The following is a 14,484-nucleotide window of genomic DNA, read 5'->3' as shown; positions in this document are numbered from 1 at the left end:
CCACGATTTGGACGCCCTTTTCTTTAAGTTAGGCCGCTGAATTGTGAACTTTAGCGTTTTAATTGTGAACTTTAGCGATTTTGCTGTGAACTTTAGCGTTTTCAAGTCAATCTTTAGCGTTTTTGACCTAAACTTCAGCGTTTTCAGGTAATTCGACAAAATTCGGGAAGTGACAGGCACCTCTCCACCTACAGCAGTTCAAACACTCCAGCTGCACCCATTCCGCCGCCGATACACATGGTTACGACACCATATTGTACGTTGCGGCGCTTCATTTCATGAATAAGGCTTAATGTCAATTTCGTTCCTGTCATGCCAAGCGGGTGTCCAAGTGCAATGGCGCCACCATTGACATTGACGATATTCGGGTCCAGATCAAGTGCCTGGATAACGCGGACTGATTGCGACGCGAATGCCTCATTCAACTCAAACAGCCCGATATCCTTCAGCTCTAGTCCAGCAATTTTCAATGCTTTTGGAACTGCCTCAACTGGCCCGACACCCATAATTTCCGGTTCTACTCCAGCTACAGCAAAAGAATGGAATTTTGCAAGCGGCTTAAGACCTTCCGAATCTGCTTTCTCGCGGTCCATAACCAGTACAGATGCGGCACCATCACTCATTTGTGATGAGTTACCGGCTGTGACAGATCCTTTCACATTAAATGCCGGGCGAAGATTCCCAAGTACTTCTTTCGTTGTACCTGATCGTACACCTTCATCCATTTCAAACATGAATTTCTTTTCCTCGATTTTGTTCTTTTCACCGACAACACGTTGCGTCACTTCGACAGGGACAATTTCATCTTTGAATTTGCCTTCCTGAATCGCTTTTGCAGCACGCTCGTGACTTTGTACAGCAAATGCGTCCTGATCATCCCGGGAAATACCGAAGCGATTAGCTACTTCTTCTGCTGTATGCCCCATTCCCATATAGTATCCCGGTGCATCCTGAACCAGTTTCGAGTTCGGTTTGATTACGTGACCACCCATAGGTATGAGACTCATAGATTCTGCTCCGCCGGCGATAATTGTATCGCTGGCACCAACCATAATGCGCTCGGCTGCATATGCGATACTTTGCAGGCCTGATGAACAATAACGGTTGATTGTAATACCCGGAACATCATTTTTAAGACCGGCAAGCCCTGCGATATTACGTGCCATGTTCATGCCCTGTTCCGCTTCCGGCATCGCACAACCAATAATCACATCATCAATATTGCCGTCATAATTACCGGCACGTTTCAATGTTTCTTTTATTGTTAATGCTGCCAGATCATCCGGCCGTGAATTCGCCAGTGAACCTTTATTCGCTTTTCCTACAGGGGTTCTTGCACCTGCAACAATTACTGCTTCCTTCACATTTTCTCCCCCTCTTCGTATTGTCTGGTCCCGGCGTCCAGTCACTAACCGGACGCCTCCACCTTTTGTATTAGTTCCTTAATGGTTTTCCTTTTAACAACATGTGCTGCATACGTGCCTGAGTTTTTGGTTCTGCTATTAAACTCAAAAATGCTTCGCGCTCTAAATCGAGCATTACTTGTTCATCAATCAGTGTTCCTTCTTTTATACGTCCACCTGATAAAACATATGCCAGTTTTTCAGCTATTTTCACATCGTGATCTGATGCATATCCGCCGAAGCGTAATGTTTTGGCACCAAGCAACATTGCCGCATAGCCTGCATCACCAACAACCGGTATCTTTTCACGCTTAGGCGGCTGATAACCGGCAGCTTCCAACGCCAACACTTTTTCTTTTGCGTCATGAAGCAAGTGATCAGGGTTCACACTAATAGCGTCCCCACTATCCAAAAATCCGTTTTCACGCGCCTCGGCAGCTGATGTTGATACTTTCGCCATGGCAACTTTTTCAAAAACGTCATTTGCAATTTTAGTCAAGTCCAGATCAACACCCTCAGGCAGATTGCGGAGTTCTTTCAAATAAAGTTCTTTCGTTCCACCGCCACCAGGGATTAAGCCAACTCCAAATTCAACAAGTCCCATGTACGTTTCAGCTGATGCCTGGACTGCTGCTGCAGGCAAGGAAACTTCAGCACCCCCGCCAAGCGTCATGTTAAATGGTGCTGTCACAACGGGCTTTTCGGAATACTTGATGTTCATTGCCATGTTCTGGAACTGACGAACAACCATATCCAGTTCATAGAAGTCGTCGTCCTGTGCCGCCATCAGCATCATACCAAGGTTCGCACCGACGCAGAAGTTCTTGCCCTGGTTACCAATGACAAGTCCTTTATATTTTTTGCCAACCTCTTCTATTGCATAGTTCACCATCTGGATGATATCAAGACCGATTGCATTGCTTTGCGAATGGAATTCAAGTCCGGCAACACCATCACCCAAATCTATAAAACTAGCTCCTGAGTTCTTTTTAATAACACCATTCACATCTTTCAATCGCTTCAAATTAATTTCTTTCGGATTGAAGTCCTGCTGTTTATACGCACCATTGTCATAGTAATAAACATTGCCATTTTCAGTTTTATAGAACGATTCATTTCCGGATTCAAGCATTTTAAGCACCCATTCCGGTACTGTTTCGCCTTCTGCCTGCATGCGTTCAACTGACTTCTTAAGACCAATCGCATCCCACGTTTCAAAAGGACCGATTTCCCAGCCGAATCCCCATTTCATTGCCTGATCAATGGAAACAATATCATCAGCAATTTCACCAGTCAGTTCAGCGGAATAAATCAGCGCCGGCTTCAATACGGACCAGACCAGGTCGCCTGCTTTATCGCCTTTTGCTGATACAAGCGCTTTCAATTTACGACGTGAGCCTTTTTCCTGTTTCGCCATTTCTGTTGCAGCCGTCTTTAATTTTCCACGGTCCTCATATTCCAATGTTTCCGGATTCAATTGATAGATTGTACTTCCATCTTTCCCTTTTTTCTTGAGGAAAAATCCTTGCCCGCTTTTAGCACCGAGCCAACCTTTTTCCTGCATCTTCAGCATGAAGTCAGGTACCTCGAACAATTCTTTCTCCTTGCCTTCCACCTGGTCATGCACATTGTTGGCTACATGGATGAACGTATCCAGTCCAACAACATCCAGGGTGCGGAATGTAGCACTTTTCGGACGGCCGATCACAGGCCCTGTTACCGAATCAACTTCACCAATACTGTAGCCGCCTTTCAGCATTTCCTGAACGGTTACCAGCAGTCCATATGTTCCAATACGGTTAGCGATAAAGTTCGGTGTATCTTTTGCTTCCACAACACCTTTTCCTAAAATATCTTCACCGAATGTTTTCATAAACTCGAGAACTTCCGGATCGGTATTTTTTGTCGGAATGACTTCAAGCAATTTTAAGTAACGTGGCGGATTGAAAAAATGTGTTCCGAGAAAATGTTTTTGAAAATCCTCTGAACGATCCTCTGACATCGCTTCCACGGAAATTCCTGATGTGTTGGAGCTGACAATTGTTCCCTCTTTCCGGTATTTGTCAACATTTGCAAAAACTTTTTTCTTAATATCCAAATTCTCAACGACCACTTCAATAATCCAATCAACCTCAGCCAGTTTTTCCATATCGTCATCCATGTTACCGATTTCAATTAAGTCCATGCTTTTTTTGGATGTGATTGGTGAAGGCTTTTGTTTGAGCAATGCTTTTTTGCTCTGTGCAGCCATACGGTTTCTTACTGCTTTGTCTTCAAGCGTTAAGCCCTTCTTCTCTTCATCCTTGGTTAATTCACGTGGTGCGATATCAAGCATTATTGTAGGTATCCCCACATTCGCCAAGTGAGCAGCAATTCCGGAACCCATTACACCAGATCCCAGCACTGCAGCACGCTTGATTGTCTGCTTCATGTTTTGTCCCCCTATCTTATTTGAATGAATACTCATTCATTTTTAGCGGTAAAAATAAAAGATAGTTACCTATCCATCTATTAACAGTATAAGTTATATTCTGATATTTCGCAATAAAAATTGATTGTATTTTTTTATTCCTGAGACTTTTATGTATACATGAACTGCGTTAAGATAATAAGGGTTCATTAATAGAAAGGAATAAACAAATATGAATAAAAAACTTGCAACCGAATACGTACAAATAATTATCGGGGCAACACTCGTTGCCCTTTCCTATAACATATTCCTGTTACCGGCAAAACTTGCAGCAGGTGGCATCTCCGGTATAAGTACAATCCTGTTCGAACTGTATGAATTAAGTCCAGCATACACGCAATTTTTAATTAACCTCCCCATCTTTATCATTGGCTGGCTTGCAATGGGAAGTGATTTCAGCTTTAAAACATTGGTGGGAACTTTTTGGGTACCGTTAGTCATTTTTCTTACTGCCGATATTCCCTTCACCGTCAGCAACCCCTTATTAGGTGCTGTCTACGGAGGAATCGTGCTTGGAATTGGACTTGGAACAGTATATAAAGGTGCCGGCTCAACAGGTGGAACAGCGGCAATTGCCCAGGTTGTAAAAAAATTCACCGGACTTTCCAGTGGGTATTCACAGTTAATTGTGGATGGATTTGTGGTTGTTTCATCTATTATTGTGTTTAATCTTGAGCTGACGTTGTTTGCACTGATGTGTATTTATATAACAAGTAAAACAATTGATATCGTCCAATTGCGTACGTCCGCATCGAAACTCATTTTGATTATTACGGAGGAAGAGGAAAAAATTCAGGATATTATTCGTGACCGGATTGACCGGGGATTAACCAAAATTCGTACTGTTGGCGGTTATTCAAAGGAGAATAAAACGATGATTCTCTGTGTGACTGAGCAACATGAAGCTGTACAGTTAAAGCGGATTCTTCAAAAAGAAGAACCGACTTCGTTTGTTGTCTTTATCAGTGCATCCGAAGTATTGGGACGAGGATTCTCGTTGGATAAATATTATGGGCAAAAGTTTTAACAGCAGACTCTACTGGAAAACTGTTGCTTATTCACTCACGGTTGGAAGACACTGGTACCCGTCGCCGCCCAGTGAGTGATAAGCCTTCACTCCGGTAGTCCATTCTGAATATCATTTACAACCTCACGTCTGGACAAATGCCAAAATATTGCGCTGATGCTTCGGGAAAACCTACTTGGATCTGCTTTTTCTTTTTTCCAGTTCTTTTTTAATCATTGGAATACCTTTCTCTTTTCCCTCTTTAACTAATTTTTTTACTTTTGGATCATTCGCAAGCTTCATTAGTTTAGATAGCTTTCCCATGTAAGGTGCCTCCTGACTGTTTTTCACTTTCTTATATCTTCGTACTTAGTATACTACACCCTTGTCCCACTTTTGAAGTGTCCAGCTGTTCTTCAATTAACGCGTCCAATTTGCTTAATCAGGATTTCCTGCCATCCCTGTAAATATATTTATCAAATAAGGAACCACCGTAGTTCTATTAAGGATACACTTAAAAAAATTCCCCTTTAAACAAAATACATGTAAAGGGGGAATACACATCGGGACTTTACTTTAAATCCACAGAAAGTGCATCCGCGCTACCTGGTTATTTTTTAAAGATTCCTTTCAGCACAAACATGACATTTGCAGGGCGCTCTGCCAGACGGCGCATATTGTAACCAAACCAGTCATCACCGTATGGCACGTAAACCCGCATTTTGTATCCTTCATTGAGCAGTTTGTTCTGCAGTTCAATACGAATACCGAATAACATCTGAAATTCAAATTGATCCCGTGAAAGATTATGTTCCTTTTCCAATTGTTTTACATAGTCGATAATATCATCGTCATGTGTTCCAATTGCAGTATAATTACGATTTAATAAGTTCAATTTAATAAGTTTTTTATAATTTTCATCTACATCTTTTTTATCAGGAAATGCCACTTCAGCTGATTCCTTGTAAGCACCTTTTACAAGGCGAAGATATGGATCAAACTCATTCAAATCCTGCAGGTCTTCTTCCGTTCTGTACAAATATGCCTGAAGTACAGTACCCACATTTTCATACTCTTTTCTTAGCTCTTTAAATATATCCAACGTTTTTTCACAGCGTTCATAATCTTCCATATCTATCGTAACGGTTACATTATGTTTTTTGCCTGCTTCGAGAATTTTTCGCAGGTTCTCCATTACCAGTTCTTCTGAAATATCCAGTCCCATCGAAGTCAGTTTCAACGACATTTCAGACTTCAAACCCTTTTCATCAATCGTTTTAATCGCATGAATGCATTCATCCGCAGATTCCCTTGCTTCTTGTTCATTATCGATAAACTCACCAAGGTGGTCTACCGTAACGACAAAACCATCCTCATTAATTTCTTTGATTTTTCTGGATGCATGATCGATGTCAACTCCGGCAACAAATCGGGAGGCACCGAACTTAAACCCGTATTTTTTCGCTAATTTTGTAAGCGTTTTATTTTTAGATAAAAATAAAAAGAAGTTACGCATAAGCTGTTCCACGCTGAATACCCCCAAATTAATAGAATATGTCTACTATGGTTATTTTATCACTTATCTGGTTAAAAGAGTATCATTAATTTTTGGATAATTATTTTTTCGGTCTATTCCGTGCAAGCTAATTACTATAACTATTTTTTCGAAATCGTAATCATTCTTATTTACAAATCGTAATCATTCCGATATTATATAATAGCGATTAAACACAGAGAGGATAAAATCATGAAACGTCATCAACTATTTATTATGCTTATTATCATAGCAATTGTTGCATCAGGATGCTCCTCCTCCTCTTCCAATTCTGAAAATAATACTGACTTAACAATATATACTACTATTTATCCAATCCAATATGCAGTTGAGCGGATTGGCGGAGAAACTGTTCATGTTGAAACGGTATACCCGCCTGGCGTTGACGCACATTCTTATGAACCATCATCAAAAGAAATGACTGCTATTGCTGAAGGTGATGCATTTATTTACCTTGGAGCAGGGATGGAAGCATTCGCCGAAACGGCAGCAGCTGCACTTGGGTCGCAGGATATTAAAATGGTTGAAATTGGTCAGCATGAGGAATTATTTCATATGGAGGAAAAACAGGAAGAGCATGCAAGTCATAATCATGGTGACCACAACCCGCACATATGGCTTGACCCAAAACGAATGATTGATATGTCCAGCTATATTAAAGATAAACTGATCAATCTAAGCCCGGAAAACAAAGAGCTTTTTATTGAAAATTTCAATTCCCTTAAAAAAGATATAATAGCGCTGGAAAAACGTTTTAAAGAGACACTGCAAGCAAAAGAAAACAAGGATATACTCGTTTCACATGCAGCATATGGCTATTGGGAAGAACGTTACGGTATTAAACAAATCGCCATAAGCGGTCTATCTTCAAGTGATGAACCATCCCAGAAAGAGTTAACAGAAATTATTGATCTGGCAAAAGAAAAAAATATGAACTATGTTATTTTTGAACAAAATGGCTCTGACCGTGTATCAAAAATTATCCAGGAGCAGATTGATGCAAAAGCACTGTACATTCATAATCTGTCTGTGTTAACAGAAGAAGATATTGAAAAGAATGCCGACTACCTGTCGCTAATGAAACACAATCTCGACGTGCTTGATCAGGCAACAAATTAGGAGGAAAGCTGATGACCAAACCAGTTGTATCGATGACAAATATTGATTATGCATATGAACACAAACATGTCCTCCATAACATCAACTTTGAAATTCCCCAGGGTGCGTTCATGGGATTAATCGGCCCGAATGGTGGTGGAAAAACGACCCTGATCAGGATAATTCTTGGATTGTTAAAACCGGACAGTGGAGACGTCAATCTTTTCGGTCTACCGGTTGAAAAGTATAAGGACTGGACCAAGATTGGCTTCGTCTCGCAGAAATCCAATACATTCAACAAAGGCTTTCCGGCAACCGTTTTCGAGGTTGTTTCAATGGGGCTCACTGCAAAAGTCGGCTATTTTAAATTCTTTACTGCAAGACATAAGAAAAAAGTAATGCAGGCGATTGACCAGGTAGGATTGGCTGCATATGCAAATGAGAATATCGGCAGCTTGTCAGGTGGTCAGCAGCAGCGCGTATTTATCGCCCGTTCATTAGTAAGTGATCCGGAGTTACTTATTCTCGATGAGCCAACTGTTGGTGTCGATTATGAAAATGTGCAACGATTTTATGAACTTTTACATCATTTAAATAATGAACACAATATTACGTTGCTGCTTGTCACACACGATACTGGGACAATGACCGAACACGCGACAGATATTGTTTGTCTGAACCAAACACTGCATTGTCACGGAAAGCCGGAAGAATATAATTCATTGTCAGAAAGTGATTTATCGCAATTCTACGGTCATCCTGTTAATAAAGTCACACACGACCATTAAAGTAAGGGGAAAGATTATGCTGGCAGATTTTTTACAATACGATTTTTTACGACATACATTTTTAACCGGCCTGCTTGTCGGAATCATTGCACCATTACTCGGAACTTTCATCGTAGTCCGGCGTCTGTCCCTGATTGCCGACGCACTGTCACACGTTACATTGGCGGGTATCGCGTTTGGACTTCTGCTTGAAAAAAAGTTTGCTTTTGGGTTCATCACCCCGCTGTACAGTGGGATGGGATTTTCAGTCCTTGGATCAATTTTTATTGAGAAACTGCGAGGCGTTTATAAGGCATATCAGGAACTGGCGATTCCTATTATTTTATCCGGCGGTGTCGGGTTAAGTGTTATTTTTATTGCGCTCGCAGATGGATTTAATACAGAACTGTTTAACTATTTATTCGGGTCCGTTTCTGCAGTAAGCCAAAAAGATTTTTATTCGATTTTGGGCATTTCCATCGTCATCGTTCTGGTCATCCGATTATTCTATAAAGAACTTGTCACCCTTTCATTTGACGAGGAACACGCCGTTATCTCAGGAATTCATGCAAAACGAATACACCTGATGTTCATTGTATTAACCGCACTGGTAATTGCCGCTTCCATTCGGGTTGTCGGCGTATTGCTCGTATCCGCTTTGATGACACTGCCTGTTGCGGCCAGTATGCGACTGGCCCGGGGTTTTAAGCAAATGATTCTATTTTCTGTTGTATTCGGTGAACTGGCTGTTATTATAGGATTAATAAGTGGATATTATTTCAGCATTCCACCAGGAGGCACAATAGTCGTTGTATCGATTGTCATCCTGCTCGTATCGATTGGAATGAAACGTTTCAAGTTAGCTCCAGGGAAAAGGGGGATTACGAATGGAACTGAATGAAGCCATCAAAGAAATAAAAAAACAAGGTTATAAAACTACCACAAAGCGAAGAGATATATTGCGTTTCTTTTCCGAAGCTGACGGCTACCGGACAGCAAAAGACCTGCTTAACTATTTGGAGCCAGCATATAAAGGCATCAGTTTTGATACGGTATATCGCAATCTGCACTTATTTGATGAAATTGGCGTACTGGAAACAACCGAGTTAAATGGTGAAAGGCACTTTCGGATCAGCTGCACACATCATCATCACCATCATTTTATTTGCAAAGATTGCGGAAAAACCAAGGAAATCGAAGTCTGTCCAATGGATGAAGTGCGGCAATCCCTAGGCAACTATGCAATCGAAGGACATAAATTTGAGATATACGGATTGTGTCCGGTATGTCAGGAAGCATAGGGGATTCCGAATAAGGCTAAGCGGACATATTTTCCGCTATATGTGACAAAAGTAGTGTTTTTAGGCTGTTCGCGGACATTTGTTCTGCTATTCATCAAAAAAGAAGCGATTCACCTGTAATTTAACGGGATAACGGAAAATATGTCCGCCAAGTCGTTCAATCAAGGGTTATTTTCGAAAATAGCGGAAAATAAGTCCGGGAAATAGGAAGCAGCTAATATCGTAAAATACTCAATTGAATATTTCTTCCAGCACTTTTGACTCTTCATGATCCAGCAGTCGCAAATAATATAATACCTTTGCGGAAATGCTGCTCAAGGTCAGAAGGGTCTGTGTTCAAATACATCGACATTACTTTATTGTTTCCTTCTTTTTTAACCTTTTCCAGCTGTTTAATCTGTTGACGTAAATTCATCGGATACAGGTACTCCCTTAATCAGTATTACGATTTCATAGTAGTGTTTATCCGCATAATCCGCCAACTAAACATGCCCTAGCTGATCAGCTTTAATCCTGCAGCTGCCACAATAATCATACTGATAAACAGCATGCGGCGCCAATCCGTTGATTCTTCATAAAAAATCATACCGGCAATCGCACTCCCGGCCGTGCCGATTCCAGTCCAGATGGCATAAGCAGTCCCCATTGGCAGACCTTCCATTGCCAGGGTCAAAAACAGAAAACTAAATAAAAATCCGCCGATCAGCCACGTGAATGAGAAAAGACTTTTTTCCTGATTGACTTTATTGATTCCCATAACACCTAACACTTCTCCAAACCCGGCTATGACTAAATAAATCCAACTCATGATTCCCATTCACCTGCCTGTTCATCTGTTACCAGTTTCAACCCGATCACACCGCTTAACAGTATTAAAATAAGAATAATTTTAATCAGGTGGAATGGCTCGCCAAACACCACAATTTCCAGAATCACGGTCCCGGTCGTTCCGATTCCGGCAAATACAGCGTATGATGTGCCTACCGGAAGATTTTGGGTAGCAAGTATAAGCAGATGCATACTAAGATAAATGGCAACCGCGGTCAGACTCCATGTCCAAACACTATCAGCATGCTTCAATCCAACTACCCAGCCAATTTCAAATAATCCTGCCAAAAATAATATATTCCAGCTTTTATTCATGATAATCACCTCAATGTACAGTCCTGAAAATTTAACCCGGGTTAAAAAATAAAAAAGCCCGGGACGATATCCATCACTCAGATATCCTCCCGGGCTTTTGTCCCGCCGTGTACACGTTCCGTGCGTTTTCTCTCGGACCAGCCCAGCCTCTGCTGCGGAACCCTAGAAAACCTCTTACTTTATGATAGTAGTATAGCCTAATCGTCAACTACAGTCAAACACATATTATTGGCCTTTTACATTCGGAAAGCTCAACATTATTTATTAATCTGAACTTTCCTAATCATTCTTCCTTCCATTTCCAGTATTTTAAATGTCAAATTGTTTCGCTCAATGGTTTCTCCCTCTTCAGGAAAATCATTAAATTCCTTCAGCAAATAACCGGCAAGTACATCCTCTTCTTCGGGAATTTCGGTATCAAAAAGTGAATTAAGTCGATGAAGGGTGATTTTTCCATCACAAATTATTTCATTCTCCGAAAGTGCTTCAACGATTCCCTCACCTTCAAGGTCTATTTCATCTTCAATTTCCAATCCAATCATTGCTTCAATGGCATCTTCATGTGTCAGTATTCCTTCTGTACCACCATATTCATCAAGCACAATCGCCATATGCTTCTTCTCTTTCGTCATTTTCCGGAAAACCCATTCAATCGACTGAAACTCAAATACAATTAGCGGATCCGGGTAACTGAATGCCTGTAACGGTTTCTCAGGCTCCATGGACCAGGAAATCAAATATTTTGAATGAAAGACTGCAAAAATATCATCTATACTCGTATTATACACAGGATACCTCGTAAATGGATTTTGGATGGCAACATCTCTTACTTCCTCAAAAGAAGCGGTGGATGGCAGTGCCATAATATCGACCCGTGGTGTTTTCAGGACATCTTTAACATCCAAATTGTAAAAGTCAAGTACCCCTTTAATACGATGAGACTCCGCATCGTTGAATGTCCCTTCCGAGTCGGCAATATCGATCATGCTGCGTAATTCTTCTTTGGACACAGACACATTATCATTCGGGTCCCTCTTTGCCAGTGCCCCGGTAATGTTGTCCGTCAGCCAATTCAGCACAATCGTGACTGGCTTAAACAGTACCATGAAAAAACGTATTACCGGTGAAACAGCTAATGAAATACGATTGGGAAAGGCAGCCGCCACTGATTTTGGAATGACTTCGGAAAAAACAATAATGGTAACCGTTAAAATAGCAGAAGCAAGACCAACATTAAATCCATATTGAATCGCAAGCGTTGTCACGAGCGTCGGGAGTAATATATTGGCTATATTGTTTCCGATTAAAATAGTTGTTATAAACTCACTTGGTTTGGAAACCAGATCCAAGAGTTTTTCTGCCTTTTTATCATTTTTATCAGCTTTTGTCTTTAGCTTCATCTTATTGGTGGCTGTCAACGCCGTTTCACTTCCTGAGAAGAAAAATGAAACAAACAATAAAACAATAATTGCAATAATCACAAGAATGGCTCCTTTTTCAACTCATTTTTACGGATAATTTGGATTAACCCTACATATCTTTTAATAAGCGGAAATTTTCAGGACAAGTTATATGGTGCGTGATACATTTGCTGCAAAAAATAGCATCGATATTAATCGGCAGTATTTTCATTGGAATTGGCGTAAACTATTTTGTTATTCCTAACCATTTAATCGATGGTGGAATCATCGGATTGGGATTGATTTCTAAATATACCCTGGGACTTAAGCCAGGTCTGACAATCATTGTTTTAAGCCTGCCGTTATATGTTTACGCCTGGTTTCGCTTTCGTACGTATTTTTATAATGGACTGCACGGTTTACTTGTATCTTCATTACTTATTGATTATTTTCACCCATTATCCTCCTGGCATACGGCTCCCATATTAATAAGTGCAATTTCAGGCGGGTTTTTAATTGGTACAGGCATCGGTATTATGATGCTGACAAAAACCAGCACAGGCGGGATAGATCTTTTGGCATTAATGATTGCCAGAGTAACTTCTTTCAATGTAGGAGTAATTATATTTATTATTGATAGTATTGTTATTCTTTTTGGCTGGCTTATCATCCAGGAGGCAACAATCATTTATTCCAGTTTGATGGTAATCATGATTGGCGTGACAACATTTACGATAACGGACTACTTTGGGCGGGTAAAAGAAAGCAGCTAAAAGAAATTCTTTCAGCTGCTCCAAGTCGTTTATTCTTTATTTTTTGGTATCTGTTCCTTTTTAAGCATCTTTAAAAAGGCTGCAACAATTATAAGTAAAATTATTGTGAACGGCAGTGCGGATACAAGCGATGCAGTCTGTAGTGCATCCAGTCCACCTGCTAGCAGTAATACGACAGCAATAGCTGTAATCAGTACCCCCCAGATTATTTTTACAACTAATGCCGGATTAAGGCTTCCTTTTGATGTCATACTTCCTAAAATATATGTCGCTGAGTCTGCAGAAGTCACCAGGAAAGTGAAGATCAGAAAAATGGATAGTAACGACAGAACAATCGGCATTGGCAGGTCAGTAAATGTCTCAAACAGTGCAACAGTCATGTCAGCATTTACTGCTTCAGCAATTTGTGTTCCATTGAATAAGTCACTGTAAATAGCTGTTCCGCCGAATGCAGCAATCCAAAGACAAGCAATCAGCGGTGGCACAACAAGTACACCAAAAACAAATTCACGAATCGTTCTTCCTCTGGATACACGGGCAACAAACGCACCAACAAATGGTGACCACGCAGTTGACCATGCCCAGTAGAATACTGTCCACTCACGAACCCACGTTTCACCGTTGTAAGGTGTAAGACGCAGACTGTACTGTACAAAATTAGTTATATAATCGCCCAGTCCCAGTACAAACGTGTTTAATATAAATACTGTCGGTCCTGCAACGAATACAAAAACCAATAATAACAAGCATAATCCCAAATTCAGATTACTCAGCCACTTGATCCCTCTATTTAATCCAGTACTTGATGAAAGTAAGTAAGTTACAAGCATGACTCCGGCAATTGCCATTTGAATCCAAATGGAATTCGGTACATCAAATACGCTTTTCAGACCGCCATTCATCTGCGAAATCCCAAGCCCTAATGATGTTGCCACCCCCATTACTGTTGCAATAACAGCTAATGTATCGATGGTACCGCTTAGTGCCCTGTTTCCGCCAACTACCGGCTGTATTGCTGTCGATATTAATCCTTTCTTTTCTTTCTTAAACTGGAGAAAAGCAATAATTAAGCCAACTACAGCAAACACTGACCACTGACTGACTCCCCAATGGAAAAAGGCATACCCCATTGCAATTCTTGCGGATTCTTCTGTCTGGGCTTCCAATCCCAGAAAAGGCGTTTCAAAAAAATGACTCATTGGCTCAGCCACACCCCAGAAAACCAACCCAGCACCGAATCCGGCGGAAAACAGCATGCCGATCCATGTAAAAAACGGATACTCCGGGCGTGAATCCTGGGATCCTAATCGAACTTTACCATATTTACTTATGGCAAGACCTGCTAAAAATAAAACAAAAATAAAGACAGCTAATAAATAGAACCAGCCAAAATTAATGGTGGTAAAATTAAATAGTTCACCCGCTACTTCTCCAAACTTTTCAGGCATTATCGCACCGATTATTACTAATAATGATACTATAATTGCTGATACAAAAAATACAGGATTTTTATACGTATGTTTTTCCATAATTGGTCCTTTCCGATTAAATTATTTTGCATGGACTAC

15 protein-coding genes and 1 riboswitch are annotated in these 14,484 nt (G+C 40.7%); of the genes, 6 read left to right on the top strand and 9 right to left on the bottom strand.

All coding sequences use genetic code 11. The features are described 5' to 3' along the window. Positions 1-188: 188 nt before the first annotated feature. Entirely contained in the window at positions 189-1,364 is a 1,176-nt protein-coding gene (locus G6R02_RS05305; protein WP_164668201.1) for an acetyl-CoA C-acetyltransferase, read from the bottom strand. Between the two features lie 70 nt (positions 1,365-1,434). Further along, on the bottom strand, positions 1,435-3,834 hold the full coding sequence (locus G6R02_RS05300) for a 3-hydroxyacyl-CoA dehydrogenase/enoyl-CoA hydratase family protein (RefSeq protein WP_164668200.1): 2,400 nt from the start codon (positions 3,832-3,834) through the stop codon (positions 1,435-1,437). A 211-nt stretch (positions 3,835-4,045) separates the two neighbouring features. Between G6R02_RS05300 and G6R02_RS05295 the strand changes: the two genes are divergently transcribed. Then, positions 4,046-4,900 (top strand): YitT family protein, encoded by an 855-nt coding sequence (locus tag G6R02_RS05295; RefSeq protein ID WP_164668199.1) that lies wholly within the window; start codon positions 4,046-4,048, stop codon positions 4,898-4,900. Between the two features lie 171 nt (positions 4,901-5,071). Here G6R02_RS05295 and G6R02_RS20230 read toward each other — a convergent pair whose 3' ends face one another. Further along, positions 5,072-5,203: a hypothetical protein gene (locus tag G6R02_RS20230; protein ID WP_281347099.1), complete on the bottom strand. Its 132-nt coding sequence runs from the start codon at positions 5,201-5,203 to the stop codon at positions 5,072-5,074. 286 nt (positions 5,204-5,489) lie between these two features. Further along, positions 5,490-6,407 (bottom strand): proline dehydrogenase family protein, encoded by a 918-nt coding sequence (locus tag G6R02_RS05290; RefSeq protein ID WP_164668198.1) that lies wholly within the window; start codon positions 6,405-6,407, stop codon positions 5,490-5,492. A 219-nt stretch (positions 6,408-6,626) separates the two neighbouring features. On the opposite strand from G6R02_RS05290, the gene G6R02_RS05285 reads away from it, so the two are divergent. The 4 genes from G6R02_RS05285 to G6R02_RS05270 are packed head-to-tail and all read left to right on the top strand — an operon-like array spanning position 6,627 to position 9,600. Further along, positions 6,627-7,553, top strand: a complete 927-nt coding sequence (locus G6R02_RS05285) for a metal ABC transporter solute-binding protein, Zn/Mn family (protein WP_164668197.1) — start codon at positions 6,627-6,629, stop codon at positions 7,551-7,553. Positions 7,554-7,564: 11 nt separating this feature from the next. Beyond that, the gene (locus tag G6R02_RS05280; protein ID WP_164668196.1) at positions 7,565-8,320 is read left to right on the top strand and encodes a metal ABC transporter ATP-binding protein; all 756 of its coding nucleotides are present in this window, start codon (positions 7,565-7,567) and stop codon (positions 8,318-8,320) included. A gap of 16 nt (positions 8,321-8,336) precedes the next feature. After that, a complete protein-coding gene (locus G6R02_RS05275; protein ID WP_164668195.1) occupies positions 8,337-9,200 on the top strand; it encodes a metal ABC transporter permease in 864 nt (287 codons plus the stop codon). Further along, a complete protein-coding gene (locus G6R02_RS05270) occupies positions 9,187-9,600 on the top strand; it encodes a Fur family transcriptional regulator (RefSeq protein ID WP_164668194.1) in 414 nt (137 codons plus the stop codon). The genes G6R02_RS05275 and G6R02_RS05270 overlap by 14 nt, the downstream gene beginning before the upstream one ends. Positions 9,601-9,865: 265 nt before the next feature. On the opposite strand, the gene G6R02_RS05265 is transcribed toward G6R02_RS05270, so the two are convergent. The 4 genes from G6R02_RS05265 to G6R02_RS05250 all read right to left on the bottom strand — a co-directional run bounded on the left by G6R02_RS05265 (position 9,866) and on the right by G6R02_RS05250 (position 12,224). After that, complete coding sequence (locus tag G6R02_RS05265; RefSeq protein ID WP_164667193.1) at positions 9,866-10,015, bottom strand: hypothetical protein; 150 nt, start codon at positions 10,013-10,015, stop codon at positions 9,866-9,868. 78 nt (positions 10,016-10,093) lie between these two features. After that, the gene (locus G6R02_RS05260; RefSeq protein ID WP_164668193.1) at positions 10,094-10,408 is read right to left on the bottom strand and encodes a DMT family transporter; all 315 of its coding nucleotides are present in this window, start codon (positions 10,406-10,408) and stop codon (positions 10,094-10,096) included. Beyond that, positions 10,405-10,743, bottom strand: coding sequence for a DMT family transporter (locus G6R02_RS05255; RefSeq protein ID WP_164668192.1), 339 nt, complete (start codon positions 10,741-10,743; stop codon positions 10,405-10,407). Before G6R02_RS05255 ends, G6R02_RS05260 begins: the two co-directional genes overlap by 4 nt. Positions 10,744-10,827: 84 nt before the next feature. Continuing rightward, a riboswitch (guanidine-I (ykkC/yxkD leader) is annotated at positions 10,828-10,920 on the bottom strand. 80 nt (positions 10,921-11,000) lie between these two features. Beyond that, entirely contained in the window at positions 11,001-12,224 is a 1,224-nt protein-coding gene (locus tag G6R02_RS05250) for a hemolysin family protein (RefSeq protein WP_164668191.1), read from the bottom strand. A 107-nt stretch (positions 12,225-12,331) separates the two neighbouring features. Between G6R02_RS05250 and G6R02_RS05245 the strand changes: the two genes are divergently transcribed. Next, a complete protein-coding gene (locus tag G6R02_RS05245; protein ID WP_164668190.1) occupies positions 12,332-12,916 on the top strand; it encodes a YitT family protein in 585 nt (194 codons plus the stop codon). A gap of 29 nt (positions 12,917-12,945) precedes the next feature. On the opposite strand, the gene G6R02_RS05240 is transcribed toward G6R02_RS05245, so the two are convergent. Continuing rightward, complete coding sequence (locus tag G6R02_RS05240; protein WP_164668189.1) at positions 12,946-14,445, bottom strand: BCCT family transporter; 1,500 nt, start codon at positions 14,443-14,445, stop codon at positions 12,946-12,948. Positions 14,446-14,484: the final 39 nt, after the last annotated feature.

This window comes from Virgibacillus doumboii, assembly GCF_902806455.1.
GTDB lineage: Bacteria > Bacillota > Bacilli > Bacillales > Amphibacillaceae > Lentibacillus > Lentibacillus doumboii.
This window is presented reverse-complemented; position numbering and strand designations above follow the sequence as displayed.